Source organism: Kocuria soli (assembly GCF_003797835.1).
Classification (GTDB): domain Bacteria; phylum Actinomycetota; class Actinomycetes; order Actinomycetales; family Micrococcaceae; genus Kocuria; species Kocuria soli.
The window spans coordinates 13,741-36,476 of sequence record NZ_RKMF01000017.1 but is presented as its reverse complement, the minus strand read 5'-3'; the positions used below and the strand labels follow the sequence as shown (position 1 = coordinate 36,476).

Here is a 22,736-nt window from a genome sequence, read left to right as displayed (position 1 = left end):
CGCTGGACGCGGGGAGCGAGGCACCCGCCCATGGCGAGACCCGGTCTAAAACGGGAGTCTTGGATGCACCGGGTGGACGACTTCTACAGACGCCAGCACCCGATGCTGACGGATACAGTACCCCGCCCCGGATGACGCGGAATACGCTGAGCGCATAGAACTGTGTCGCGCCGGGTATGAGCTTGGTCACATATGTGACATCTCGAGTTGTCCTCCCGTTAACCCGGGCACCTCACCCGCGGATCCACGACGGTTCGGCCTGCTCCAGGAACTGCGCCACCCCCGAGTCGATCTTCACGGCGGCATCCGCATCCGAGCGGGTCCTGCCGTGGTTGACGATCACCACCGGCTTGTTCGAACGCACGGCCCGGCGGACGAAGCGGCGTCCCGAGTGCACCGTCAGCGATGAACCGAGCACCAGGACAGCCTCGGCGACGTCCACGGCGGCAGTGGCCCGGGCGACGTCGTCGGCCTGAGCCTGTTCACCGAAGAACACGACGTGGGGCTTCACGATGCCGCCGCAGACCGGGCAGTCCGGGACCAGGTACTCACCGTCGGTCTGAATCTCCGCGTCGGCGTCCGGGGCGAATTCGATCTCGTTCGGGTCCTGGGAACGGCGGGCGACCTCCGGGTTGAGCTCATCGAGCATCCGGCCCCAGATCCCCCGAGGGATCAGGCTTCGGCAGGACGTGCACAGCACCTGGTCGTAGCGTCCGTGCAGATCGACGACGGCGAAGGACCCCGCCCGCTGGTGCAGCCGGTCGATGTTCTGGGTGATGACGCCGTTGACCCGCCCCGCGGCTTCGAGGCGCGCGAGTGATCGGTGCGTGGCATTCGGGGCCGACAGTTCCAAGTGGTGCCAACCCACCTGGTTCCTGGCCCAGTAGCGCGAGCGGTTGGCGGCAGATGCCATGAACTCCTGGTACGTCATGGGCTCACGGGGCAAGGAATCCGGCCCGCGGTAGTCCGGGATCCCGGAGTCCGTGGACACACCCGCCCCCGTCAGGACGGTGACGCGGCGCCCCACCAGGACGTCCAGTGCGGGACGGAGACCGGAGGCGAGGGTTGCGGCGTCGGGATCGGGGAACACGTCCTCCGCGCCACGCGGTCCGTATCCGGCGCCAAGGGTTCGGATCGGGCTCACTTAGGCGGGTTGCCCCTCCAACTTGGCCAACGCGCGACGGTAGGCCTCGGTGTCCCGTGGGGTCCCCATCTCCGCGGAGGTGAACCGGTCGAGAATCAGTCCGTCGGCGTCGATCAAGAACGTGGTGCGGCTCGGCACACCCTTCTCCGGGTCCAGCACCCCGTAACTCTCCGCGACCTGACCGTGCGGCCAGAAGTCCGAGAGCAGGTCGAAGTCCAGGGATTCCTGATTGGCGAAGGCCTTGAGAACGTGGAAGGTGTCCGTCGAGACGGCCAGGAGCAAGGCATCGACCTCCTGGACCTCCTCCAACATGTCCTGGAGGCTGCACATCTCACCCGTACACACGGACGAGAAAGCGAAGGGGTAGAACACCAGCACCACGGGACGGCCACGGTGTTCGGAGAGTTGAACTTCCTCCCCGTACTGGTTGGTCAGGGTGAAATCCGGGGCGAACTGACCGACGTCGAGCATTTTTTGACCTCACAAGCTGTACACAACGAAACGTCGGCAACGTCTCGCGATCCACGTCCAGGCAGGGTTGTTTCCTCCACCCCACAACGGGGCGCCTGAAAATGACTGTTTGTTTCTAGAAGTTGCGTTTGGGTGCCAACCGCACGGCCGACCAGTCGGCACTGACCCCGGCGGTCGTGGTCCGGTGGAGTCCGGAGGTGGACGCAGCACCCTCCACCTCCGCGGGATTCACGTACCCGTCGCGACCGGACTTGGGGGTCAGCAGCCACACGACGCCACCCTCGTCCAGTTGGGATTGGGCATCGACCAAGGCGTCGACCAGATCTCCGTCACCGTCACGCCACCACAGCAGCACGGCGTCGACGACTTCCTGGTCCTCCTCGTCGAGGATTTCTTCCCCGGTGAGGTCCTCGATCCGTTCGCGCAGGTCGAAGTCGACGTCGTCGTCGTAGCCGAATTCCTGGACGATCGAATCCTCCGTGAGCCCCAGCTCGCTGATGGAATCCTCAGCGGTGGCCTTGGCCTCGCTCACTTCTTCACTCCTTACCGCGGGTCCGTTGACCCCGAATCGATTTCCCGGTGGTGCACCCCGTAAGGGTGTCGGTCACGACGACTCAGGGGTCGCCGTCGGGGGGTGATGGCCCTGACGAACTGTCGTGCGCATAGCGGCCACGATCACCAGACAACACCGGATTGACCCCTGGTGCAAGCAGAGAGCGGGCAACACGGCAACTTGCATGGCGCACCGAAGTCACCCCATCCGACGTCGGATGCGACCAAAAACACTCTGCTGGTCTCCCCCACGAGTGAGGTCACCATCGCAGATCATGAGAACCTGCCTACACGGTGTGCGGAGGCCTCCCCGGATGTTGGATGATAGGAGCCAGTCTGTACGACCGACCCCACGCGCATCTGCCGCGGAACTCGACGAAGAGAGGTTGAACGTGGCTTCCGAAAGCAACAACCACATTCTCAGTGGACTCACCAACGAGCTGAAGGACTCGAACACCGAGGAGACCCAGGAATGGATCGAGTCCTTCGAGGATCTGGTGGAGACCCAGGGCACTGAGCGGGCGCAGTACATCATGCGCGCACTGCTCCAGTACGCCGGGGCCAAGTCCGTGGGCGTGCCCATGGTTACCACCACGGACTACATCAACACCATCCCCGTGGACCAGGAGCCCGAGTACCCGGGTGACGAGGAGATGGAGCGTCGCTACCGCGCACTGATGCGCTGGAACGCGGCCATGATGGTGCAGCGGGCGCAGAAGCCCGAGATCGGAGTGGGCGGGCACATCTCGTCCTTCGCCGGCGTGGCCACCCTGTACGAGGTCGGCCAGAACCACTTCTTCCGCGGCGCCGACCACCCCGGCGGTGGCGACCAGGTCTTCTTCCAGGGCCACTCCTCCCCCGGTAACTACGCCCGGGCGTTCCTGGAGGGTCGTCTAACGGAGGAGGATCTGGACGGCTTCCGCCAGGAGAAGACCAAGGAAGGGCACGCGCTGTCCTCCTACCCGCATCCCCGTCTGATGCCGGACTTCTGGCAGTTCCCCACCGTGTCCATGGGCCTGGGCCCCATGAACGCGATCTACCAGGCGCAGTTCAACCGGTACCTGCACAACCGCGGTATCAAGGACACCTCCGACCAGCACGTGTGGGCCTTCCTGGGCGACGGAGAGATGGACGAGCCCGAATCGCGCGGCCTGCTCCAGGCCGCGGCCAACGACAAGCTGGACAACTTGACCTTTGTGGTCAACTGCAACCTTCAGCGCCTGGACGGACCCGTTCGCGGTAACGGCAAGATCATCCAGGAACTCGAGGCGTTCTTCCGCGGTGCCGGATGGAACGTCATCAAGGTGGTCTGGGGCCGCGAGTGGGACGCCCTGCTGGAGAAGGACACCACCGGCAACCTCGTCAAGATCATGAACGAGACCCTTGACGGTGACTACCAGACCTACAAGGGCGAATCCGGCGGCTTCATCCGGGATCACTTCTTCGGCCGCACCCCGGAGACCAAGGAATTGGTCGCGGACATGACCGACGACGAGATCTGGAACCTCAAGCGCGGCGCGCACGATTACTTCAAGATCCACGCGGCGTACAAGGCAGCTTTGGAGTTCAAGGGCCAGCCGACGGTCATCCTGGCCCAGGGCGTCAAGGGTTACGGCCTCGGCCCGCACTTCGAGGCCCGCAACGCGACCCACCAGATGAAGAAGCTCACGGTGGAGGATCTCAAGACCTTCCGTGACGCGCTGCGCATCCCGATCGAGGACAGCCAACTCGAGGACCAGTACAACGCCCCGTACTACCACCCGGGCCCCGATGCACCGGAGATCAAGTACCTGCTGGAACGGCGCGAACAGCTCGGTGGGTTCCTCCCCGAGCGCCGCCACCCGCAGAAGGAGATCACCCTTCCGTCGGACAAGGCCTTCAGCTCCGCCAAGAAGGGCTCCGGCAAGCAGCTGGCCGCCACCACCATGGCGCTGGTCCGCGTGCTCAAGGACCTCATGCGGGAGAAGGACTTCGGTCACCGCATCGTCCCGATCGTCCCCGATGAGTCCCGCACGTTCGGCATGGACGCGTTCTTCCCGACGTCCAAGATCTACAACCCGAACGGTCACAACTACCTGTCCGTGGATCGGGAGCTCATGCTCTCTTACAAGGAGTCCGAGAAGGGTGTGATCCTGCACCCGGGCATCAACGAGGACGGCGCCAGCAGCCAGTTCATCGCTGCGGGCACCTCCTACGCGACCCACGGCGAACCGATGGTCCCGTTCTACATCTTCTATTCGATGTTCGGGTTCCAGCGCAGCGGCGACAACTTCTGGGCCGCCGCCGACCAGCGGGCCCGCGGGTTCATCGTCGGCGCGACTGCCGGGCGCACCACCCTGACCGGTGAGGGCACCCAGCACGGCGACGGGCACTCCCCCGTGTTGGCCAACACCAACCCCGCCGTCATCACCTACGACCCGGCCTACGGGTACGAGATCGGGCACATCGTCCGCCGCGGCATCGAGCAGATGTACGGCAACAAGGACGAGGACCACGACGTCATGTACTACCTGACGGTCTACAACGAGCCGATCCAGCAGCCCGCTGAACCGGAGAACGTCGACGTCGAAGGCATCCTCAAGGGCATCTACCTGCTCAAGCCCGCCGAGAACGAGGGGCCCCGCGCCCAGTTGCTGGCCTCCGGCGTTGCCGTGCCGTGGGCGCTCGAGGCGCAGAAGATGCTGGCCGAGGACTGGGGTGTGTCCGCAGACGTCTGGTCGGTCACCTCCTGGACGGAGCTGCGCCGTGACGCCTTGGCCGCGGAGAAGGAAGCCTTCCTGAACCCGGGTGAGGGTGCCCGCACCCCGTACGTGACGCAGGCCCTGGCCGGGGCCACCGGCCCGATCGTGGCGTCCACGGACTACGTCTCCGAGCTGCCGGACATGATCCGTCAGTACGTCCCCAACGATTTCGCCACGCTGGGAGCCGACAACTTCGGCTTCGCGGACACCCGCGCCGGGGCTCGCCGTTGGTTCCACATCGACTCTGCCTCCATGGTGGTCCGCACCCTGGAGATGCTGGCCAAGCGCGGTGAGGTCGACTGGTCCGCACCGCAGCAGGCCATCGAGAAGTACGACCTGTTGAACCCCAAGGCGGGGACCTCCGGCAACGCTGGCGGCGACGCCTGAGTCGGTGAACCGGCCGATACGGCACCGGAACAGCTCGACTGTTCCGGTGCCGTATTGTTTTGGCCATGCCAAAGGAGACTGCACCGGAGCCGGAGAGCACGGCCACTAGGGGAAAGGACCAGAAAGGGTCCGGCCTCCTGGGCTCCGGGTCCCGCTGGATCCTGGGCGGGCGCACCTCGCGCCCTCACCAGCAGCGCACCGCCCGGACAGGGGCTCCCCTTCCGTCCAAGAAGACCTTGGAGGGCATTCGTTCCAATGTCGGAGCCATGTCCGGGGTGGCCGTCCAACGCCTCGAATCGGAACTGCCGTGGTTCCGCGACCTGCGTCCCAAGGATCGTTCGGAACTCGGGCTGGTTGCGCAACGCGGGATCGCAGCCTTCGTCACCTGGTACGAACAGCAGGACGACGACGGCTTGCTGCTCAACCGTCTGTTCCGGGACGCACCCACCGATCTAGCGCGCGCCATCTCCTTGCAGCAGGCGCTGCAGGTCATGCGCGTGGTGGTGGAAGTCGTCGAGGACAAGGTTCCCGAACTGGCCTCCGGTCACGACGAAGCAGTTCTGCGGGAAGGTGTGCTGCGGTATTCGCGGGACATCGCGTTCGCCGCTGCCGACGTCTACGCCCGGGCAGCCGAGAACCGGGGTTCCTGGGACGCACGCCTGGAGGCGCTGGTGGTCGACGGCGTGTTGCGCGGTGAACACACCGACTCCCTGCGCTCCCGGGTGGCCGCACTGGGTTGGACGAGCACGGGGCCCGTCACGGTCATGGTCGGCTACGCACCCGAACAGACCAGTCCCGCCGGAGTGGCCCGGATCCGACGTACCCTGTCCAAGCACACGACGGACGCCCTGGTCTCCATCCAGGGCAACCGCCTGGTGCTGATCCTGGCCGGGCTCAGCACCCTGGACCGCTCCCTGGAGCGGATCGTGGGACTCTTCGGCCCCGGCCCCGTGGTGCACGGACCGGAGGCGGTCAATCTTTTTGCGGCGGCCGATTCCGCCGAACCCGCGCATGCAGCCCTGTCGGTGGCTCCGGCCTGGCCGGAGGCGCCCCGACCGGTGGACTCCGAGGAGTTGTGGCCCGAACGGCTCATGGCCGGTGACGCCACGGCTCGCACGGCGCTCGTCGAACAGATCTACCGCAAGCTGTCGGGGAGTTCGACCGGGCTGACGGAAACCCTGTCCACGTACGTGTCCGTGGGCCACTCACTGGAGGCCACAGCACGGGAGCTGTTCGTTCACGCGAACACCGTGCGATATCGTCTCCGGCGCATTTCCGATCTCACGGGTTGGGATCCGCTGGTGCCGCGGGACGCGTTCGTCCTGCAGTGCGCGATCGTCGCGGGGCGCCTCGTGGACGACTGCGCACCCGACGGGGACGCCCCCGCCGCCGACCGGGGAGCATGAACACACGGTCTTTGTGCGACCCCTACAAAGGCGGCCGCCGGGCTTGGTCCGTCACGCTCCCCCTCCCACGGCCCCACGATTTGGTGCAATGGTCTGGTGATTGCGATCGTCTGCCCTGGACAGGGCGCTCAGAAACCCGGTTTGTTCAACGAATGGCTCGAACTCGACGGTGTGCGGGAGCACTTGGCCGCCCTCTCCGAGGCTGCGGGCCTGGACCTCGTGCACTACGGCACCGAGGCCGACGAGGAGACCATCAAGGACACCGCCGTCGCCCAGCCGCTGATCGTGGCGGCCGGTCTGATGGCCGGGCGCCTGCTCAAGGAACAGCTCGCCGGGCGAGACGACCTCGTGTTCGCGGGGCACTCCGTGGGTGAGATCACCGCGTCGGCGCTGTCCGGTGCCCTGAGCGAGTCCGAGGCCATGACCTTTGTCCGCACGCGCGCCACGGCGATGGCGGCTGCCGCCGCCACGTTGCCCACCGGCATGTCCGCGGTTCTCTCGCCCAAGGAGGACGAGGTGCGCGCTGCGATCGAGGCCGCCGGTCTGACCGCGGCCAACTCCAACGGCGGTGGCCAGATCGTGGCCGCCGGAACCTTGGAACAGTTGGAGGCGTTCGCCGCCGAGCCGCCCGCTCGGGCCCGGGTGATCCCGCTCAAGGTCGCGGGAGCCTTCCACACCCAACACATGTCCCCGGCCCTTGCACCGCTCCGGCAGCTGGTGCAGGACCTCTCGCCGCGGGACCCGGACTCCGTGCTGCTCTCCAACTACGACGGTCAGCCCGTGGCCGACGGTGCAGCCAACCTGGGCTCCCTGGTGGAACAGGTCTGCCGTCCGGTGCGGTGGGACCTCTGCATGCAGCAGCTGGTGGAGATGGGAGTGGAGCAGATGGTCGAACTCCCGCCCGCCGGCACGCTGGTCGGTCTGGCCAAGCGCGGTATGAAGGGCGTGCCCGCCACCGCCGTCAACACGCCGGAAGAACTCGACGCAGCCCGTAAGATCTTGGCCTGAGGCGTCTCCCACGCCGGCCGTCACTTCGTTCGAAGGAGCTTCCACCTCGTGGTGACTCTCAAGCAGTACACGCCCACCGCCTACTCCCGGATCCTGGGAATGGGTGCCTACCGTCCCGACACGATCGTCACGAACGACGACGTGTGCCAGTGGATCGATTCCTCGGACGAATGGATCCGTCAACGCACGGGCATCGTGACCCGTCACCGTGCCGACGCCGACACCAGCGCCCTGGACATGGCGCTGGCCGCCTCGAAGGAAGCGATCGAAGCGGCGGGAATCGAACCCTCCCAGGTGGACACCGTCCTGGTGTCTTCCATCTCCTACCCGTACCTGACGCCGTCGATGTCCGCCGTGCTCACGGAGCGGCTGGGCGCCACCCCGGCGGCCGCCTACGACATCTCGGCAGCCTGTGCCGGTTACTGCTACGGGATCGGCCAGGCCGACGCGATGGTCCGCTCCGGCATGAGCACCTACGTGCTGGTGGTCGGCGTGGAGAAGCTCTCCGACGTGATCGACAACGGGGAACGCTCCATCAGCTTCCTCCTGGGTGACGGCGCGGGCGCGGCCGTCGTCGGACCCTCCGACACCCCGGGCATCGGCCCCACGGTGTGGGGCTCGGACGGGTCCAAGCACGAAGCCATCCGCATGACCCACCCGCTGACCGACATCCGCGACGCCGAGGCGGGGAAGCCGCGGCCGTTCCGCAAGGATCTGGCCGACCCGGAGACCGGGACCATGCCCGAGGACGCTCCCCTGTGGCCAACTCTCCGACAGGACGGCCAGACGGTGTTCCGTTGGGCCTCCTTCGAGGCTGCCAAGAAGGTCACCGAGGCCCTGGAAGCCGCGGGTCTGCAGCCGGAGGACCTGGGCGCCTTCATCCCGCACCAGGCGAACATGCGGATCATCGACCAGATGGCCAAGGTCCTCAAGCTCCCCGAGTCCGTGGTGATCGCCCGCGACATCGCGGACGCCGGCAACACCTCCGCCGCCTCGGTCCCGTTGGCCGCACACCGGTTGCTGCAGGAACACCCGGAGCTCTCCGGCAAGCCTGCCCTGCAGATCGGCTTCGGCGCCGGTCTGGTCTACGCGGCCCAGGTAGTGATCCTGCCCTGACCCGCCCCGTGTTCCGGTCCGGTCCCGCACCGATACCACGAACACCCCACGACGACGGTCCTGCGGCCGTGGTGGAACGCATCGACTGCGCAACATTCGCAACAAGTCGGACGTAACCGCCCGGGGACCGGCCACGGACACCAGGCACGGCCTGGTCGTCGTACAGTGGCACCGCACTGCACTCCCGGTCGTCCCGGGGCGGAAACCCGCCCGTGGCAGACGATCCACCGGTCGTCCTCCGTCGACCGAAACCACAGCAGGTCCCGCACAGGGGCCGCGAGGAAAGGAATGCCGACATGGCGAGCAAGGAAGAGATTCTGGCCGGCCTGGCCGAGATCGTGAACGAGGAGACCGGCCTGGAGACCGAGGCCGTTCAGCTCGACAAGAACTTCACCGAGGACCTGGACATCGACTCCATCTCCATGATGACCATCGTGGTCAACTGCGAGGAGAAGTTCGAGGTCACCATTCCGGACGAAGAGGTCAAGAACCTCAAGACCGTCCAGGACGCCGTCGACTTCATCGACAACGCCCAGGGCTGAGTCCGTCCCCACGCGTCGCGGTGCGTGGGTCGGCTCCCGCCGGGTCCGTCACGGATCAGGCCGACCGCAGCCCCACGCACCGCGCCACGCACCAGGCGTCAGCCCCTAACCGGACCCCAGGAGTAGTGCACACATGGCCCGCAAAGTAGTCGTCACCGGTTTGGGTGCAACCACACCCATCGGTGGCACCGTTTCCGAACTCTGGCAGAACGCCCTGGCCGGCGTTTCCGGTGTGACCAAGCTCGACCAGGACTGGGTCGAGACCTACGATCTCGCTGTACGTATCGCGGCAGCCGTTTCCACCCCCGCTTCCGAGGTCCTCACTCGGGTCGAGGCCAAACGTCTGGACCCTTCGGGACAGCTCTCCATGATCGCCGCCCGTGAGGCCTGGGCCGACGCAGGTTTCTCCGCCGCCAACGCCGACGACGCCGAAGAAGTGGACCCCACCCGCGTTGCAGCCGTCTTCGGTACGGGCATCGGCGGGGCCTGGACCCTGCTCAGCGGATGGGACACCCTGCGGGAGAAGGGCCCGCGTCGCGTCATGCCGCTGACCGTGCCGATGCTCATGCCCAACGGCAACGCCGCGACCGTGAGCATGGAACTCAAGGCCCGCCGCGCCGCCATCACGGCCGTCTCCGCGTGTGCTTCCGGTACCGAGTCGTTCTACCAGGGCCTGGACCTGATTCGCCTGGGCAAGGCCGACGTCGTGATCGCCGGTGGTGCGGAATCCGCCAACCACCCCATCAACTTCGCGGCCTTCGGTGCCATGCAGGCCCTGTCCCGCCGCAACGACGAGCCCGAGCGCGCATCGCGCCCCTATGACATCGACCGTGACGGCTTCGTCATGGCCGAAGGCGCGGGTGCCGTGATCCTCGAATCGGAAGAACACGCCAAGGCTCGTGGCGCGCGGATCTACTGTGAATTGGCCGGCGCCGGGCTCTCCGCGGACGCCTTCCACATCACCGCCCCCGACGACGCCGGGACCGGCGCCACGCGTGCGATCGTCGAGGCCATGGAGTCCGGTGAGTTCGTCGCTGAGGACGTCATCCACGTCAACGCCCACGCGACCTCCACCCCGAAGGGCGACATTCCGGAGGCCGGGGCCGTGCGCAACGCCTTCGGTTCCGCCACGGACAACATCCCGGTTTCGGCGACGAAGTCGATGACCGGCCACATGCTGGGCGGGTCCGGTGCCGTCGAGGCGATCCTGGCGATCAAGGCCCTGACGGAGCGCACGGCACCGTGCACCATCAACCTGGACAACAAGGACCCCCAGATCGACCTGGACGTCGTGACCACTCCCCGCGAACTCCGCAAGGACGGCGGCGTGGTGGTGTCCAACTCGTTCGGCTTCGGCGGGCACAACGCCGTCGTCGCTTTCCGGGACTACTGAGCCGATGAGCCCCGGTCTCTGATTGAGGCCGGGACCACCCCCGATTTCGGGCATGAGGAAGGCCCCCACCACGGTGGGGGCCTTCCTCATGCCCGAAAGTCCTGCCGGAAAGGACCGGGGGGCTCAGTTGCGCGTGAGACTCAGGAGACGCGGTGCAGCCAACGCACCGGGACGCCCTCAGCGGCCAGCCGGAAGGGTTCGAGTTCCTCGTCCCAGGCTTCGCCGAGGGCCAGGGAGAGTTCGTTGACCACCAGGCTGGGGTCGCCCTTGGCGTTCTCGTACGCGAATCGAATGCGGTCCTCCGAGACCACGACGTTGCCCGCGGCATCGGTGGTCGCGTGGAAGACACCCAGGTCGGGTGTGAAGGACCAGCGTGACCCGTCGTTGCCCGGTGAGGGCTCTTCGGTGATTTCGAAGCGGATCTTACCCAGGGTGCGCAAGGCGGAGGCCATGAGTGCCCCCGTTCCGGCGGGACCGGCCCATTCGAGTTCGGCACGGACCGCCCCGGGCGCTGCCTCCTGGGGAACCCAGTGCAGCCCGGTTCGGCCACGCGAAAGGGACTCCAGTGCCCACTGGACGTGAGGGCACAGAGCCTGCGGCGCGGAGTGGATCTGCAACACTCCTCGCGTGATGGATGACGACATGACCTGTTCCTCCGGCGTGTAGGTGCGTCTTCCCCAACGACCTGCCACGGATCTGGCGGAAGAACCTGGTGCGGTTCGGTCCGGTCCATCGGTGTCTTGCGGTGATCGCGGCCGGGATTCGAGGCCCGGTCGGACACGGCACGACCTATGAAGTTCTGGAATGTCCCGGCGACGTGGATTCGAGGCCACAGGACGGGACACGGCAATCTTTCTCGATTCGGGGCACTTCCGTCAACCTGAGACGGGAACTGAAACAGTGAACATCAGTCCTGAACTGGACAGAGTGTTGTGTCCAAATGGACGTCGTGACGAATCCGCGCCTATGCGCGCGGGTGGGCCTGCTGGAAAGCTGCGCCGAGGCGGTCGACGGAGACGTGTGTGTAGATCTGCGTGGTGGACACGGATTCATGACCCAGGAGTTCCTGCACACTACGCAGGTCCGCTCCACCGTCCAGGAGGTGAGTGGCCGCCGAGTGCCGCAGCGCGTGCGGCCCGGTCGCCGAGACGTCGGGCCGTCGCCCCAACTCACGATTGACCACGTCCCGGATCTGGCGGACACCCATGCGTTTCCCTCGTGTGCCCAACAGGAAGGCCGCGCCGGAGCCGCTGCCCGCCAGGTGGTCACGTCGGCTCAGCCACAGACGCACCGCATGGTCGGCGGGGCCCCCGAACGGGACGGTCCGCTGCTTGTCCCCCTTGCCCGTGACCCTCATGGTCCGGCGTTCCAGGTTGAGGTCGGGTAGGTCCAGACCCGCCAGTTCCGAGACCCGGACACCGGTGGCCCAGAGCAGTTCGACGATCACACGGTCCCTGGCGGCCACCGCCAGGTCGCGCGGTTCCAGGTCAGTGCTGTCGCTGCGTGCGGCCAGGTCCTGGGCGATCTCCTGCAGGTCCCGTGGTGAGACCGTGTCTGGCAGGTGTGACCCGCGTTTGGGCGAGGTCAGACGCAAGGTCGGGTTGGTGCTGGTCCGCCCCGTGGCGGTGGTCCAGGCAAAGAAGGTCCGCAGGGCAGAGGTCCGGCGCGCCGCTGAGCTGGCGCTGCTGCCTTGGGTGAGGCGTTGTGCGAGCCAGGCCCTGATGACGTCCAGGTCGATCAGGTCGAGGTCGCTCGGCCCGGGAGTCTGCCCCGCTTGCTGGTCGCCGTCGTCCATCAGGTCCGAGGCGAACGAGAGCAGGGAACCCACGTCCCCCGTGTACGCCGCGACCGTGGCCGCGCTGCGGGAGCGTTCGAGGCTGAGGTGATCCGCGAAGTCTCGCAGCAGGTCCTGGTGTTTGCCCGTTGCGGGAGGTCGCTGGGTGCCGCGCATCATGGTTCACCTCCCTCGGCCAGTCACTTCAAGGGGCCGGTTGGACCAGGCCCTGTCCTACTCGTGCAGTGTAGTCAGCGGTGTCACGGTCGACCCTCAGCTGGGGGCCGTCAGCGTCTGCGCGGCCTGACCCACACTCCCCCGCGGTCGATGGCAAGGCCCGCGCGTTCCAGACGCCGAAGCCCACCCAGGACCGCGCCGACGGGCAGCCCAGCGACTTTGGCCAGGGAGTCCACGGTGGCGCCGGAGGTCACGGGAAGGGCGTCCGCCAGGTGTTTGTCGGTTTCGTCGAGCCCGTCGAAGATCTCGGTCTGGTGGCCCTTGTCGGACTCCGGTTGTGCCCCCAGAGGCCCGGCGAGCGCCAGGAAGTCGTCAATATCGGTCACCAGCACCGCAGCACCCTCACGAATCAGCCTGTGACATCCCGCGGAGGTCGCGGACTGGACTGAACCGGGAACCGCGCCCACGGGCCGGGACAGGTCGTTGGCGTGGTGCGCGGTGCTCTGGGCCCCTGACCGCCACCGGGATTCGGTGACGAGGGCGGCCGTGGCAAGTGCCGCGATGAGCCTGTTGCGGTCCAGGAACCTGAAGCGCGCCGGCATGGTGCCCGGTGCCGCCTCGGAGAGCACCAGCCCGCGATCCACGATCTCGTGCAGGAGTTCCTGGTTGCCGCGCGGGTACAACCGGTCCACGCCGCCGGCCATGACCGCGACCGTGGGAACACCGGCGGTTCCCGCGGCCAACGCGGCCCGGTGCGCGGCTTCGTCCACGCCGTAGGCACCACCCGAGATGACGGTCCATCCCCTTGTGGCCAGTCCCCCGGCCAGGTCGAAGGTCACGGTGCGCCCGTAGCTGCTGCAGTCCCGCGAGCCGACGACGGCGACCGTGGCGGCTCCGATCGCCGACAGCCGGTACCGTTGCCCTCTCCCCCACAGGCAGACCGGTTGTTGGAGTCCGAGGTCACGGAGGCCGTCCGGCCAGTCGTCGTCCTCCGGGGTGCACTGCCAGATCCCGATGCGCTCGGCCCGAGCCAGATCAGCGGCCGGATCGATGCCTGCTGCGCGGGTCTTCCACCGCGCGGCGGCCCTGGCCACGCCGGTCTGCATGGCCGCACCGTGCTCCCGAACGGTCTTCTCCAGACGGTCGTGCTCAGCCCCGGTCACTCCCCTGCGCCCGGAGATGACCTCCCAGGCCGCGCACGGACCCAATGCGGCCAGCACCAGGTGCCCCGTGAGGTCCCGCGGTTCCAAGACCGTGGACAAACCGGCACGAGCGACCGCGATCTCCTGTGCACTCCGACCGACGCCGTGTGTCATGACAGGGCCGCCGATCGGAAGTAGAGGGCCGTGTCCACGTCCTCGGCAGTGGGGGCGTCACGGCCGTCCAGGTCGGCCACCGTCCAGGCCACTCGGAGCACGCGCTGCATTCCGCGGGCGGTCAGTGCCCCGCGCTCCATCTCGTGCTCCAAGGCGGCGGTCACCTTGGGCGGTCGTCTCAGTCGGCCGGTCAGCAGGGCAGCCCCGATTTCCGCATTGCACCGGAGACCGAACGGCCCCAGACGGTACCCCTGGGCCGCCCTGGCCGATGCCACCCGCGCGGCCACGGTGGCAGAGTCCTCTCCGCCGTGGCCCGCCGTCAGTTCCGCGTAGCTCACGGGTGGCACCTGGATTCGCAGGTCCACCCGGTCCAGGAGCGGCCCGGAGAGTTTGCCGAAGTACGAACGGCGTTCCCGCGGGGTGCAACGGCATTCCTGGGCCTTCCCCGTGGCACGTCCGCACGGACACGGGTTGGCGGCAAGAACCAGCTGGAACCGGGCCGGGTAGCGGGCGCTGGCGGCCGCGCGGTCGATCCGCACCGTCCCTGTCTCCAGGGGCTGCCGTAAGGCGTCGAGGACCCCACGATCGAACTCCGGGGCCTCGTCCAGGAACAGCACGCCCCTGTGCGCCCTCGACACCGCCCCTGGCCGTGGGATGCCGCTGCCACCGCCCAACAGAGCCGCTGCGGAGGCCGAATGGTGCGGGCTCTCGAAGGGTGGACGACGGATCAACTCGTGGCGCGGTCCGACCCGGGCTCCCAAGGATCTGACGGCGGTCACCTCGGTCGCGGCGTCGTCGTCGAGAACGGGGAGGAGGCCCGGGAGTCGCTCGGCCAGCAGCGTCTTGCCCGAGCCCGGCGGGCCACTCATGAGCAAGTGATGACCACCCGCTGCCGCCAGTTCCACCGCCGCTCGGCCGTCGTACTGGCCCGCCACGTCGGCAAGGTCCGGCGGTTCGGGCTCCAGATCCTCCGGGACGGCAGACGCGACCTCCTGCTCCGACGCCACGGGCCGGACCAGATCCTTGGGGTCGGCCCCGGCGGCTTCCAGGACGTCGGCCAGGCAGTCGAAGCCCTGCACCTGTACTCCAGGGACCAGTGCCGCCTCGGCAGCATTGGCGGTTGCGACGACGATCCGAGGGAAGCCCTCACGCACCGCGGCCAACACGGCCGGCAGAACGCCCCGCACCGGCCGTAATGCACCATCCAAGGCCAACTCGGCCAGATAGATCACCTGCCCGGTGCGCGGCATGACGCCGTCGGCCTGCAACACGGACACCGCGATGGCCAGGTCGAAGTGCGAACCCTTCTTGGGCAACATGGCCGGGGTGAGATTCACCGTGATCTGTCGCGGACTCAGCGCCACCCCGGAGTTGCGCGCGGCCGATCGCACCCTGTCCTTGGACTCCCGGACCGACAGATCCGGCAGGCCCAACACGTTGAAACTGGGCAGCTGAGACCCGATGTCCGTCTCGACGTCGACGACCGTTCCCTCCAGGCCGATCAAGGCGACCGAAAGCGCCCGGGCAAATCTCTGCGCAACCATGGTCCCGCTCCGCTCCTGAGTCGACCGTTACCGGCGGCGCCCTCTCGAGGCGCCGACCCGCTCAGCATGGAACACGGGAGCCCATCGCCGAGGTGCCTTTGATCTCGACCCAGCAGAACACCAGGACGCCGGACAGGAAGTCCACCTGTGGAGCCACATTTGCGCGGAGGCACTGTTTCCAGGGCACGCACCCGGCAGCCACGATCACTCGATCAACCCCGGACGGTGGTGCAGCCGCACCGTCGCAGCAGAGTGCCCGGCACCGCCGGCCGGACGTGTCACGAGCACTGCCACCGCGTCCACCCGCCGCGGGCGAGTCTGCTCCCCCTGTTCACGGGCCCAGGCCGCCAACAGGCGGTGCAGTCGTCGTAGTTTCACCGGGGTGATCGAGTCCAGAGGGTGACCGAACCCCGTCCCGCTGCGGGTCTTGACCTCCACACCGACCAGCGTGTCTCCGATCAGCACCACCAGGTCCAGTTCACCCTTCACACCGTGCTCGGAGAGCCTGGCACGCCAGTTGGTCGCCAGTACCCGCGCGCCGCGGCACTGCAGGTACTGGGCGGCCCAACGTTCCCCGGCGCGGCCGAGAGTTTGACGGGGATCCCGGTCAGGGAAGGATCCGTGGCCGGTGGGGTTCTCTGGCACGTGAGGTCCTCACGTCGGCGGGGCTGGTTTTGATTCCCAGCATCACCGCGCACCGCAGTTCGGCCGGCACAGGAGCGGGTCTTGTGGAAAACCCCTCCCGCACCCGCAGAGCTCTCTCAGCGGGTGGGCACACCCAGGTTCCAGGAACGCCGATGCTGCTCCGAGGCCCCGAGCCGCACCAGGGCGTCACGGTGCTGAGCGGACCCGTAGCCCTTGTTGCGTTCCCACCCGTAGGCCGGGTGCTCCGCGGCCAACTGCGCCATGACGTCGTCGCGTTCCACCTTGGCGACCACGGACGCTGCGGCAATGGACGCACACGTCAGGTCACCCTTCACAATCGTGCGAATGGGACCGTCCCAGACCGGAGCTGCACCCGCTGTCAGTGCCGGGTCGCCCGGCAGCCCGCTCAGGAGGTCCGTGTCCGGCGTCGTGAGCCAGTCGTGCACCCCGTCCAACAGGACGACGTCGGGCCAAGCCTCGGGTGCAATTGCGGCCAGGGCCCGGCAACCTGCAAGCCGAAGGGCACCGATGATTCCGAGCGCGTCGATCTCCTGCGGAGTGGCCGACCCCGTCGTGAGGCTCACGGCCCACTCCCTGAGCTCCGGGACCAACTCCGTCCGGACGGCTGGTCGCAGCAGCTTGGAGTCACGCAACCTCGACGGCGCGAGTCCCACGTCGGCGTCCATGACGGCAACCCCTACGGTCACGGGGCCCGCCAGTGCACCGCGGCCGACCTCGTCCATCCCCGCCACTCGGACAGCACCCTCGGCCAGCAGACGATGCTCCGTGTCCGAGGTCGGTGGGACACTCACCACCAGCCGCCTCCGGAGGTGTCGGTTCTGTCCGGGACCTCGTCGAACACCGCGTGTTGGTCCCCCAAGGGGCCCATCCGCGAGACCGGCAGGGTCACCACGAACGCGGTCCCCACCACGTCATCCTTGCTCACGAAGGCCTTCTCCTCCGGCAGGTAGAAGCGGGAGTCCCCGGACGAGGAACGCCGGTCCCCGAGCACGAAGTAGTGGTTCTCGGGAACGATCACGTCGAAGGCGATGTCTGACGGCGCTTCGGAATCGGACAGATACACACCTGTTTCGTTGAGGGCGACGTCGTTGACCACGATCCTCCCCCGCGCATCACAGCACGTGACACGGTCGCCACCGACGCCGATGACGCGTTTGACCACGTGGTTGTCCGAGTCATCGACGGTCACGCCGAGAAAGGCCAGCCCGTCCACCACCCAGTCACCGACGGAGGCGGGTTCGTCCGCGGGCGGCAGCCATCCCTGGGTGTCTTCGAAGACGATGACGTCGCCGCGATCGGCGCTGCGCAGCGTCGAGTCCAGGACATTGACGAACACGCGGTCGCCCGTCATCAAGGTCGGCTCCATCGCATCGGACGGAATGACGAACCCGCGAACCAGTAGGTGCTTGGCGACGAACGCGATGAACAGTCCCCACACCAGAACCACGGCGATTTCGCGCAGAACCGTGACCACCCGTCCCGGTCGGCCCGGGGGCAGGTCTGGTTCATCGGTTCGGCCTCTCGGCCGACGTCGATACATCGGCACGCCGTCGGCACGGACGCTCGGCGCGTCACCGAGGTCTTCCCAGCGTTCGGGCACCCACGCCGGGGGCTCCGAACCGCGGAAAGTCACTGGGTGCTCCCGGACTCTTTCTCGATGCGGGCGAAGGTGTCGTCCTGGCTGGAAACACCCTCCCAGCGATCGATCGGCCAGACGATCGCGGCGGCCTTGCCCACGATGTCCTCGTCACGGATGAATTCTGTGCCCTGTTCGATGTGGTAACGCGAGTCCCCCGAGGCCGAACGGTGGTCGCCCATCATGAAGTACTCGCCCTCCGGCACGGTGACCTCGAAGGGAATCTCGGAGGCGGCGTCACCTTCATAGAGGTACGGCTCCTCGAGTGCCACACCGTTGACGGTCACCCGTCCGTCGGCGTCGCAGCAGGCCACGGTGTCCCCGCCCACGCCGATGACACGCTTGATCAGATAGTTGGTCGTGGTGTCCGGAGCCAGGCCCACGAACTCCAGACCGCGGCGCACGGGGCTGGTCTGGGCGCCCGTGGAAGGCATCCACCCCTGGGTGTCCTCGAAGACCGCGACGTCGCCCCGTTCCAGGTCGCCGTACCAGGACTGGGCAACGTTGACCCCGATCTTGTCGTCGAGCTGCAGCGTGTTCTCCATGGAACCGGAGGGGATGAAGAAGATCCGGAACAGGAAGGTCTTGACCAGGAAGGAGATCACCAACACCACGACGACGGTGATCAGGATTTCCTTGAGGATCCCCCCGCTGGACTCCTTCTCGGTACCCGGCTTCCGGTCCTTCGATCCCCGGCGGGTCTGCTCGGCCTCTGGGGCGGTGCCGTCGGAACGGCCGTTGATCGGGGAATCGGGGGTCTCCCCATGGGAAGCGGTGGGGTTCTCGCTCACGAGAGGTCCTTCCGGAAACGTCGGACGGGGACGGCGGCCGCTCCGGGCACGCCTTGGACTGTTGGTCGGGCGCTACAGCGGGTCTGTGCGCCCGAGAGGCCACAGTACAGCGGTCGGCTCACCGATGACTCTATCCGCCCGGACCAGTCCACCGCCCGGGGCGCCCAGGAGGGATCGAGAGTCCACGGACACGGAACGATGGTCTCCCAGGAGCCACACACGGCCTTCCGGCACGACGACGTCGAACTTCGTGTCACTGGGTGAGTCGCCCGGGTAGAGGTAGGGCTCGTCCAGGGGTTCGCCATTGACCAGCACGCGGCCGTCGTCGTTGCAACAGGACACGGTGTCACCGGGGATGCCGATGACTCGCTTGACGAAGACGTCCTCACTGGGGCGCAGTCCCAGCCAAGTACCGACCTGCTGTGCGGCGTTGACCAGGGGCGGGTCCTCGTCGAGCGGGGCGAAGGAGCCGCGCCCGTCGAAGACGACCAGTTGCCCGCGATCGAGCTCATCCGGGTCCAGGGTCTTGGTGACCAGCAGCCGGTCCCCGGGTTCCACGGTGGGCTGCATGGACGTGGAGCCGACGTAGTAGACATCGACCACCCACATCCGCAGACCAAGCACCAGGAGCAGGGCGAAGGCAACGGCCAGGGTGACCAACCGCCACCCGTGGGTCCAACGGGTCAACGCGTCGCGGACGGACTCAACCGGCCGGTCGCCGGAGGGGGAACCCTGCTCGGACGCCGAGAACCCGGCCGCAGCAGGATCTGCGACCGGGTTCTCGTGAGGTGAGTGCTCGAGCAAGGCGGTGGTGAACCGGGAACGGCGTCACCGCCGAGCCCTTGGGGTCACTTGCCCTCGGTGCCGCGCTTCTCTCGGATACGAGCGGCCTTTCCGTGACGATCGCGCATGTAGTACAGCTTGGCGCGGCGGACGTCACCGCGGGTCAGGACCTCGATCTTCTCGATGACCGGGGAGTGCACCGGGAAAGTACGCTCCACGCCCACGCCGAAGGACACCTTGCGGACGGTGAAGGTCTCGCGGACGCCGTCACCCTGGCGGCCGACGACGAAGCCCTTGAAGACCTGCACACGGGAGCGGTTGCCTTCAACGATGTTCACGTGCACGTTGAGGGTGTCGCCCGGGCGGAACTCGGGGATGTCGTCGCGCAGGGACTTGGCATCGATCTGGTCGAGAATGTTCGTCATCTTGTTTCTCCTGGTGAACGCCGCAGGCCGTCCACGTGGGTCATACGGCACACCGAAGCACTCCGCCCGGTGAGCACCGGGCCGGTGGTGGTTGGCTGCCGCAAAGTCAGTCACCCGCCGGTCCCTTCGGGACCTGACGGGGTGTGTGCTGTGTGGTCGCTCTTCCCCCTGCGGCGAGGGCGTGCCCAGCACACACGCAACGCACGATTATGCCACATTCACGACGCCGCACGACAGTCTCGTTCGGCGCCGGGAGCGTGAACTGGGTTACGACGCTTCCGGTTCCGGAGGGAAGCAGCCGGGAGGCCGTTCGAGCACCGGAGGGGTCACGGCACCGTCGTCGTTGACCTGCCAGCCCTCCTGCCGGAGAACGTCCCGGTCCTGCTTGTCCAACAACGCCGGATCAAGGTCCTCGATGAGGTCGGGCCGACGCCGAGCGGTGCGGCGCAGTTGCTCGTCACGGCGCCACCGTGCGATCCGCCCGTGGTGACCCGACAGGAGGACCTCCGGGATCTCCCGGTCCCGCCAGGACGCCGGCTTGGTGTAGACGGGGTACTCGAGCAGGCCGTCGGAATGCGATTCCTCGACCAACGACTCGGGGTTGCCGATCACTCCCGGGACCAGTCGACCGATGGCCTCGACCATGGCAAGGACGGCCACCTCACCCCCGTTGAGCACGTAATCCCCCAGGGACATCGGGCGGACCTCGAAGGACTCACGGGCCCACTCGATGACGCGCTCGTCGATCCCTTCGTACCGTCCGCAGGCGAAGACCAGGTGCTCGCGTTCCGAGAGTTCGCGAGCCACCTCCTGAGTGAAGACCTGCCCCGCGGGTGAGGGCACGATCAGCACCGGGCGCTGATTCACGGCGGGAGAGGTCGGTTCCTCGGCACCGCCCGTGTGCCCGTCCGCGGCGCCCCGGTCCAAGACGTCCTGGAGTGCCAGTGCCCACGGTTCCGGCTTCATGACCATGCCCGCTCCCCCGCCGTAGGGGGTGTCGTCCACGGTACGGTGCCGGTCGGTCGCGTAGTTGCGCAGGTCCGTCACGGTGAGCTCGAGCAGCCCGTCGCGCCGCGCCTTGCCGATCAGGGACAGGTCGAGGGCGGCCAGGTACTCGGGAAAAATGCTGACGACGTCCAGCCGCATCACGCCTGGGCACCGCCCGTCCCGGGGTTCGGCTCCGTCGCCGATTCCGCACCGGGTCCGGCCTCGTCGGGATCCTCCAGCCCCAGTTCGAGCAGTCCCGGCGGCGGGGTCACCAGGACGGTCCGTGCGTCCTCGTCGATCTCGGCGACGATCTCCTGGACGAACGGCACGTCCACTTCACGCCCGTCCGCGTCCAGGGCCACCTGCAGAAGGTCCTGGTGCGGCATGGTGCGCAGCCCCGTGACCACGCCGATTCGCCGACCTTCACCCGGTACCAGGACCTCCATGTCCAAGAGCTCGTGTTCGTACCAGGCGTCGTCGCCGTCGTCCTCGGACTCGCCGTCCACGAACAACTGGCTGCCCCGCAAAGCCTCCGCGGCGTTGCGGTCGGTGACCGCGGTGAATCCCACCACCAGGATCTGCTTGTTCCACCGTGCCTTGGAGACTTCCAGCTCCCCGGAGGGGACGACGGCGGCACCCTCCGCCGTGGCCGTCTGCACGGTGAGACGGGCGCCGGGTGCGAAGCGGGTGTCAGGGTCGTCCGTGAACAACTGGACGGTCACTTCCCCGCGGATGCCGTGGGGCTTGCCGATCCGGGCGACTTTGACCTGCATCAGGGACTCCCTGGGTTGAGAACTGGTTGAGAACTGGGTGGACAAGCGGTGGGACCTGGAAAAAACGTACCGGACGGCCCGCCGCGGGTCGGCGTGGGCCGGTCGAACTCCGTCGCGGGCCATCTGGAACGGAACGTGGCCCCCGCACCCTGGGCGGGTGCGGGGGCCACGGAACTCGCGATCAGCGAGGAAGACGGCTCGCGTCAGCGTTGGCGGTCGGTGTCGATCACGTCGACCCGCACCGGCTCGTTGTCGGCCAGCGCGGTGACCACGGTGCGCAGGGACTTTGCCGTGCGCCCCTGGCGGCCGATCACGCGCCCCAGGTCGTCCGGGTGGACCCGGACTTCCAGGGTCTCGCCCCGGCGGCCGTTCTTGACCCGGACGTCGACGTCGTTGGGATTGTCGACGATGCCGCGGACCAGGTGCTCCAACGCGTCAGCGAGCATGGTCACTCGGCCTTCTCGGCGTCGTCCGCAGCTTCGGTGGTTTCCTCAGCGGCGGCGTCGGCCTTGACGGCCTCCTCGGAGGGCTCCTCCGCGGCCTCTTCGGCCTTGGGGGTGATGGCCTCGGGCAGGATGACCGAGCCCTTGTCCGGGGCCACGAACTCTTCCTTGGCCTCGGGGGACTTCAGCGTGCCTTCGGCACCGGCCTCGCCCTTGAACTTCTGCAGGTCACCGGTGATCTTGAGGATCGCGGCAACGGCCTCGGACGGCTGCGCGCCGACGCCGAGCCAGTACTGCACGCGCTCGGAAACCACGCTGATGTAGGACGGGTTCTCCGTCGGGTGGTAAATACCGACTTCCTCGATCACACGACCGTCGCGCTTCTTGCGGGAGTCGACGACGACGACGCGGTAACGGGGATCGCGCATCTTGCCCATGCGCTTGAGACGAATCTTGACTGCCACTGGTGCAATCTCTCCTGGTTCTTTGGTGTGTCGGGGCATCGGTCACGCTCCCGTGGGGCGGGCCGTTCACGATGTCCCTGTGGACACGAAGTACGTGCGGAGAGAGGGTCCGCACGCATCGAGTACCCGGCCATTGTGCCAGAGATGTCAATTTGGCGCAGGATCCGCGTCCCCGGTGTCGGAGAGATCACGTGGGG

23 protein-coding genes are annotated in these 22,736 nt (G+C 67.4%); 6 read left to right on the top strand and 17 right to left on the bottom strand.

Features of this window, described 5'->3' with window-relative positions; translation table 11 throughout:
• Positions 1–232: 232 nt before the first annotated feature.
• The 3 genes from EDL96_RS12045 to EDL96_RS12035 all read right to left on the bottom strand — a co-directional run bounded on the left by EDL96_RS12045 (position 233) and on the right by EDL96_RS12035 (position 2,147).
• A complete protein-coding gene (locus EDL96_RS12045; protein WP_123826474.1) occupies positions 233–1,144 on the bottom strand; it encodes a Sir2 family NAD-dependent protein deacetylase in 912 nt (303 codons plus the stop codon).
• Positions 1,145–1,615: a peroxiredoxin gene (locus EDL96_RS12040; RefSeq protein WP_123826472.1), complete on the bottom strand. Its 471-nt coding sequence runs from the start codon at positions 1,613–1,615 to the stop codon at positions 1,145–1,147.
• 115 nt (positions 1,616–1,730) lie between these two features.
• Positions 1,731–2,147 carry a DUF3052 domain-containing protein gene (locus tag EDL96_RS12035; RefSeq protein ID WP_123826470.1) on the bottom strand — a complete coding sequence of 139 codons (417 nt, stop codon included), beginning with the start codon at positions 2,145–2,147 and terminating at the stop codon, positions 1,731–1,733.
• A gap of 412 nt (positions 2,148–2,559) precedes the next feature.
• Between EDL96_RS12035 and aceE the strand changes: the two genes are divergently transcribed.
• The 6 genes from aceE to EDL96_RS12005 all read left to right on the top strand — a co-directional run bounded on the left by aceE (position 2,560) and on the right by EDL96_RS12005 (position 10,760).
• Entirely contained in the window at positions 2,560–5,295 is a 2,736-nt protein-coding gene (aceE, locus tag EDL96_RS12030; RefSeq protein WP_123826468.1) for a pyruvate dehydrogenase (acetyl-transferring), homodimeric type, read from the top strand.
• Positions 5,296–5,360: 65 nt separating this feature from the next.
• Entirely contained in the window at positions 5,361–6,701 is a 1,341-nt protein-coding gene (locus EDL96_RS12025; RefSeq protein ID WP_123826466.1) for a PucR family transcriptional regulator, read from the top strand.
• 96 nt (positions 6,702–6,797) lie between these two features.
• Positions 6,798–7,709 carry an ACP S-malonyltransferase gene (locus EDL96_RS12020; protein ID WP_123826464.1) on the top strand — a complete coding sequence of 304 codons (912 nt, stop codon included), beginning with the start codon at positions 6,798–6,800 and terminating at the stop codon, positions 7,707–7,709.
• Between the two features lie 48 nt (positions 7,710–7,757).
• Positions 7,758–8,825, top strand: a complete 1,068-nt coding sequence (locus EDL96_RS12015) for a beta-ketoacyl-ACP synthase III (protein ID WP_123826462.1) — start codon at positions 7,758–7,760, stop codon at positions 8,823–8,825.
• A gap of 296 nt (positions 8,826–9,121) precedes the next feature.
• Positions 9,122–9,367 (top strand): acyl carrier protein, encoded by a 246-nt coding sequence (locus EDL96_RS12010; RefSeq protein ID WP_006215098.1) that lies wholly within the window; start codon positions 9,122–9,124, stop codon positions 9,365–9,367.
• 133 nt (positions 9,368–9,500) lie between these two features.
• Positions 9,501–10,760 carry a beta-ketoacyl-[acyl-carrier-protein] synthase family protein gene (locus EDL96_RS12005; protein WP_123826460.1) on the top strand — a complete coding sequence of 420 codons (1,260 nt, stop codon included), beginning with the start codon at positions 9,501–9,503 and terminating at the stop codon, positions 10,758–10,760.
• 140 nt (positions 10,761–10,900) lie between these two features.
• Here the strand turns inward: EDL96_RS12005 and EDL96_RS12000 are convergent, their stop codons facing one another.
• From EDL96_RS12000 to rpsP, 14 genes are all read right to left on the bottom strand, one after another.
• Positions 10,901–11,404: a DUF3145 domain-containing protein gene (locus EDL96_RS12000; RefSeq protein WP_123826458.1), complete on the bottom strand. Its 504-nt coding sequence runs from the start codon at positions 11,402–11,404 to the stop codon at positions 10,901–10,903.
• Positions 11,405–11,724: 320 nt separating this feature from the next.
• On the bottom strand, positions 11,725–12,714 hold the full coding sequence (locus EDL96_RS11995) for a tyrosine recombinase XerC (protein ID WP_233568874.1): 990 nt from the start codon (positions 12,712–12,714) through the stop codon (positions 11,725–11,727).
• A 107-nt stretch (positions 12,715–12,821) separates the two neighbouring features.
• A complete protein-coding gene (dprA, locus tag EDL96_RS11990) occupies positions 12,822–14,027 on the bottom strand; it encodes a DNA-processing protein DprA (protein WP_123826456.1) in 1,206 nt (401 codons plus the stop codon).
• Positions 14,024–15,571, bottom strand: a complete 1,548-nt coding sequence (locus tag EDL96_RS11985; protein WP_123826454.1) for a YifB family Mg chelatase-like AAA ATPase — start codon at positions 15,569–15,571, stop codon at positions 14,024–14,026. The genes dprA and EDL96_RS11985 overlap by 4 nt, the downstream gene beginning before the upstream one ends.
• 204 nt (positions 15,572–15,775) lie before the next feature.
• Complete coding sequence (locus EDL96_RS11980) at positions 15,776–16,216, bottom strand: YraN family protein (RefSeq protein WP_123826452.1); 441 nt, start codon at positions 16,214–16,216, stop codon at positions 15,776–15,778.
• A gap of 116 nt (positions 16,217–16,332) precedes the next feature.
• A complete protein-coding gene (locus EDL96_RS11975; protein WP_233568873.1) occupies positions 16,333–17,028 on the bottom strand; it encodes a ribonuclease HII in 696 nt (231 codons plus the stop codon).
• Entirely contained in the window at positions 17,025–17,870 is an 846-nt protein-coding gene (gene lepB / locus EDL96_RS11970; RefSeq protein WP_123826450.1) for a signal peptidase I, read from the bottom strand. Before lepB (EDL96_RS11970) ends, EDL96_RS11975 begins: the two co-directional genes overlap by 4 nt.
• Positions 17,867–18,664 carry a signal peptidase I gene (gene lepB, locus EDL96_RS11965; protein WP_123826448.1) on the bottom strand — a complete coding sequence of 266 codons (798 nt, stop codon included), beginning with the start codon at positions 18,662–18,664 and terminating at the stop codon, positions 17,867–17,869. Before lepB (EDL96_RS11965) ends, lepB (EDL96_RS11970) begins: the two co-directional genes overlap by 4 nt.
• Before the next feature lie 72 nt (positions 18,665–18,736).
• Positions 18,737–19,468: a signal peptidase I gene (lepB, locus tag EDL96_RS11960; protein WP_325049559.1), complete on the bottom strand. Its 732-nt coding sequence runs from the start codon at positions 19,466–19,468 to the stop codon at positions 18,737–18,739.
• Between the two features lie 44 nt (positions 19,469–19,512).
• A complete protein-coding gene (gene rplS, locus EDL96_RS11955) occupies positions 19,513–19,872 on the bottom strand; it encodes a 50S ribosomal protein L19 (protein ID WP_123826446.1) in 360 nt (119 codons plus the stop codon).
• A gap of 267 nt (positions 19,873–20,139) precedes the next feature.
• The gene (gene trmD, locus EDL96_RS11950; protein WP_123826517.1) at positions 20,140–21,018 is read right to left on the bottom strand and encodes a tRNA (guanosine(37)-N1)-methyltransferase TrmD; all 879 of its coding nucleotides are present in this window, start codon (positions 21,016–21,018) and stop codon (positions 20,140–20,142) included.
• Positions 21,018–21,632, bottom strand: a complete 615-nt coding sequence (gene rimM / locus EDL96_RS11945; protein ID WP_123826444.1) for a ribosome maturation factor RimM — start codon at positions 21,630–21,632, stop codon at positions 21,018–21,020. Before rimM ends, trmD begins: the two co-directional genes overlap by 1 nt.
• 203 nt (positions 21,633–21,835) lie before the next feature.
• On the bottom strand, positions 21,836–22,078 hold the full coding sequence (locus EDL96_RS11940; RefSeq protein ID WP_123826516.1) for an RNA-binding protein: 243 nt from the start codon (positions 22,076–22,078) through the stop codon (positions 21,836–21,838).
• Between the two features lie 2 nt (positions 22,079–22,080).
• Positions 22,081–22,539 (bottom strand): 30S ribosomal protein S16, encoded by a 459-nt coding sequence (gene rpsP, locus EDL96_RS11935; protein WP_123826442.1) that lies wholly within the window; start codon positions 22,537–22,539, stop codon positions 22,081–22,083.
• Positions 22,540–22,736: the final 197 nt, after the last annotated feature.

Excerpts from the sequence above, each read along its gene's own strand:
- EDL96_RS11940 (WP_123826516.1), bottom strand. The coding sequence starts at position 22,078 with ATGCTCGCTGACGCGTTGGAGCACCTGGTCCGCGGCATCGTCGACAAT.
- EDL96_RS12025 (WP_123826466.1), top strand. The coding sequence starts at position 5,361 with ATGCCAAAGGAGACTGCACCGGAGCCGGAGAGCACGGCCACTAGGGGA.
- dprA (WP_123826456.1), bottom strand. The coding sequence starts at position 14,027 with ATGACACACGGCGTCGGTCGGAGTGCACAGGAGATCGCGGTCGCTCGT.
- EDL96_RS12005 (WP_123826460.1), top strand. The coding sequence starts at position 9,501 with ATGGCCCGCAAAGTAGTCGTCACCGGTTTGGGTGCAACCACACCCATC.
- rplS (WP_123826446.1), bottom strand. The coding sequence starts at position 19,872 with ATGACGAACATTCTCGACCAGATCGATGCCAAGTCCCTGCGCGACGAC.
- rimM (WP_123826444.1), bottom strand. The coding sequence starts at position 21,632 with ATGCAGGTCAAAGTCGCCCGGATCGGCAAGCCCCACGGCATCCGCGGG.
- EDL96_RS12010 (WP_006215098.1), top strand. The coding sequence starts at position 9,122 with ATGGCGAGCAAGGAAGAGATTCTGGCCGGCCTGGCCGAGATCGTGAAC.
- EDL96_RS11985 (WP_123826454.1), bottom strand. The coding sequence starts at position 15,571 with ATGGTTGCGCAGAGATTTGCCCGGGCGCTTTCGGTCGCCTTGATCGGC.
- EDL96_RS11995 (WP_233568874.1), bottom strand. The coding sequence starts at position 12,714 with ATGATGCGCGGCACCCAGCGACCTCCCGCAACGGGCAAACACCAGGAC.
- EDL96_RS12000 (WP_123826458.1), bottom strand. The coding sequence starts at position 11,404 with ATGTCGTCATCCATCACGCGAGGAGTGTTGCAGATCCACTCCGCGCCG.
- EDL96_RS12040 (WP_123826472.1), bottom strand. The coding sequence starts at position 1,615 with ATGCTCGACGTCGGTCAGTTCGCCCCGGATTTCACCCTGACCAACCAG.
- trmD (WP_123826517.1), bottom strand. The coding sequence starts at position 21,018 with ATGCGGCTGGACGTCGTCAGCATTTTTCCCGAGTACCTGGCCGCCCTC.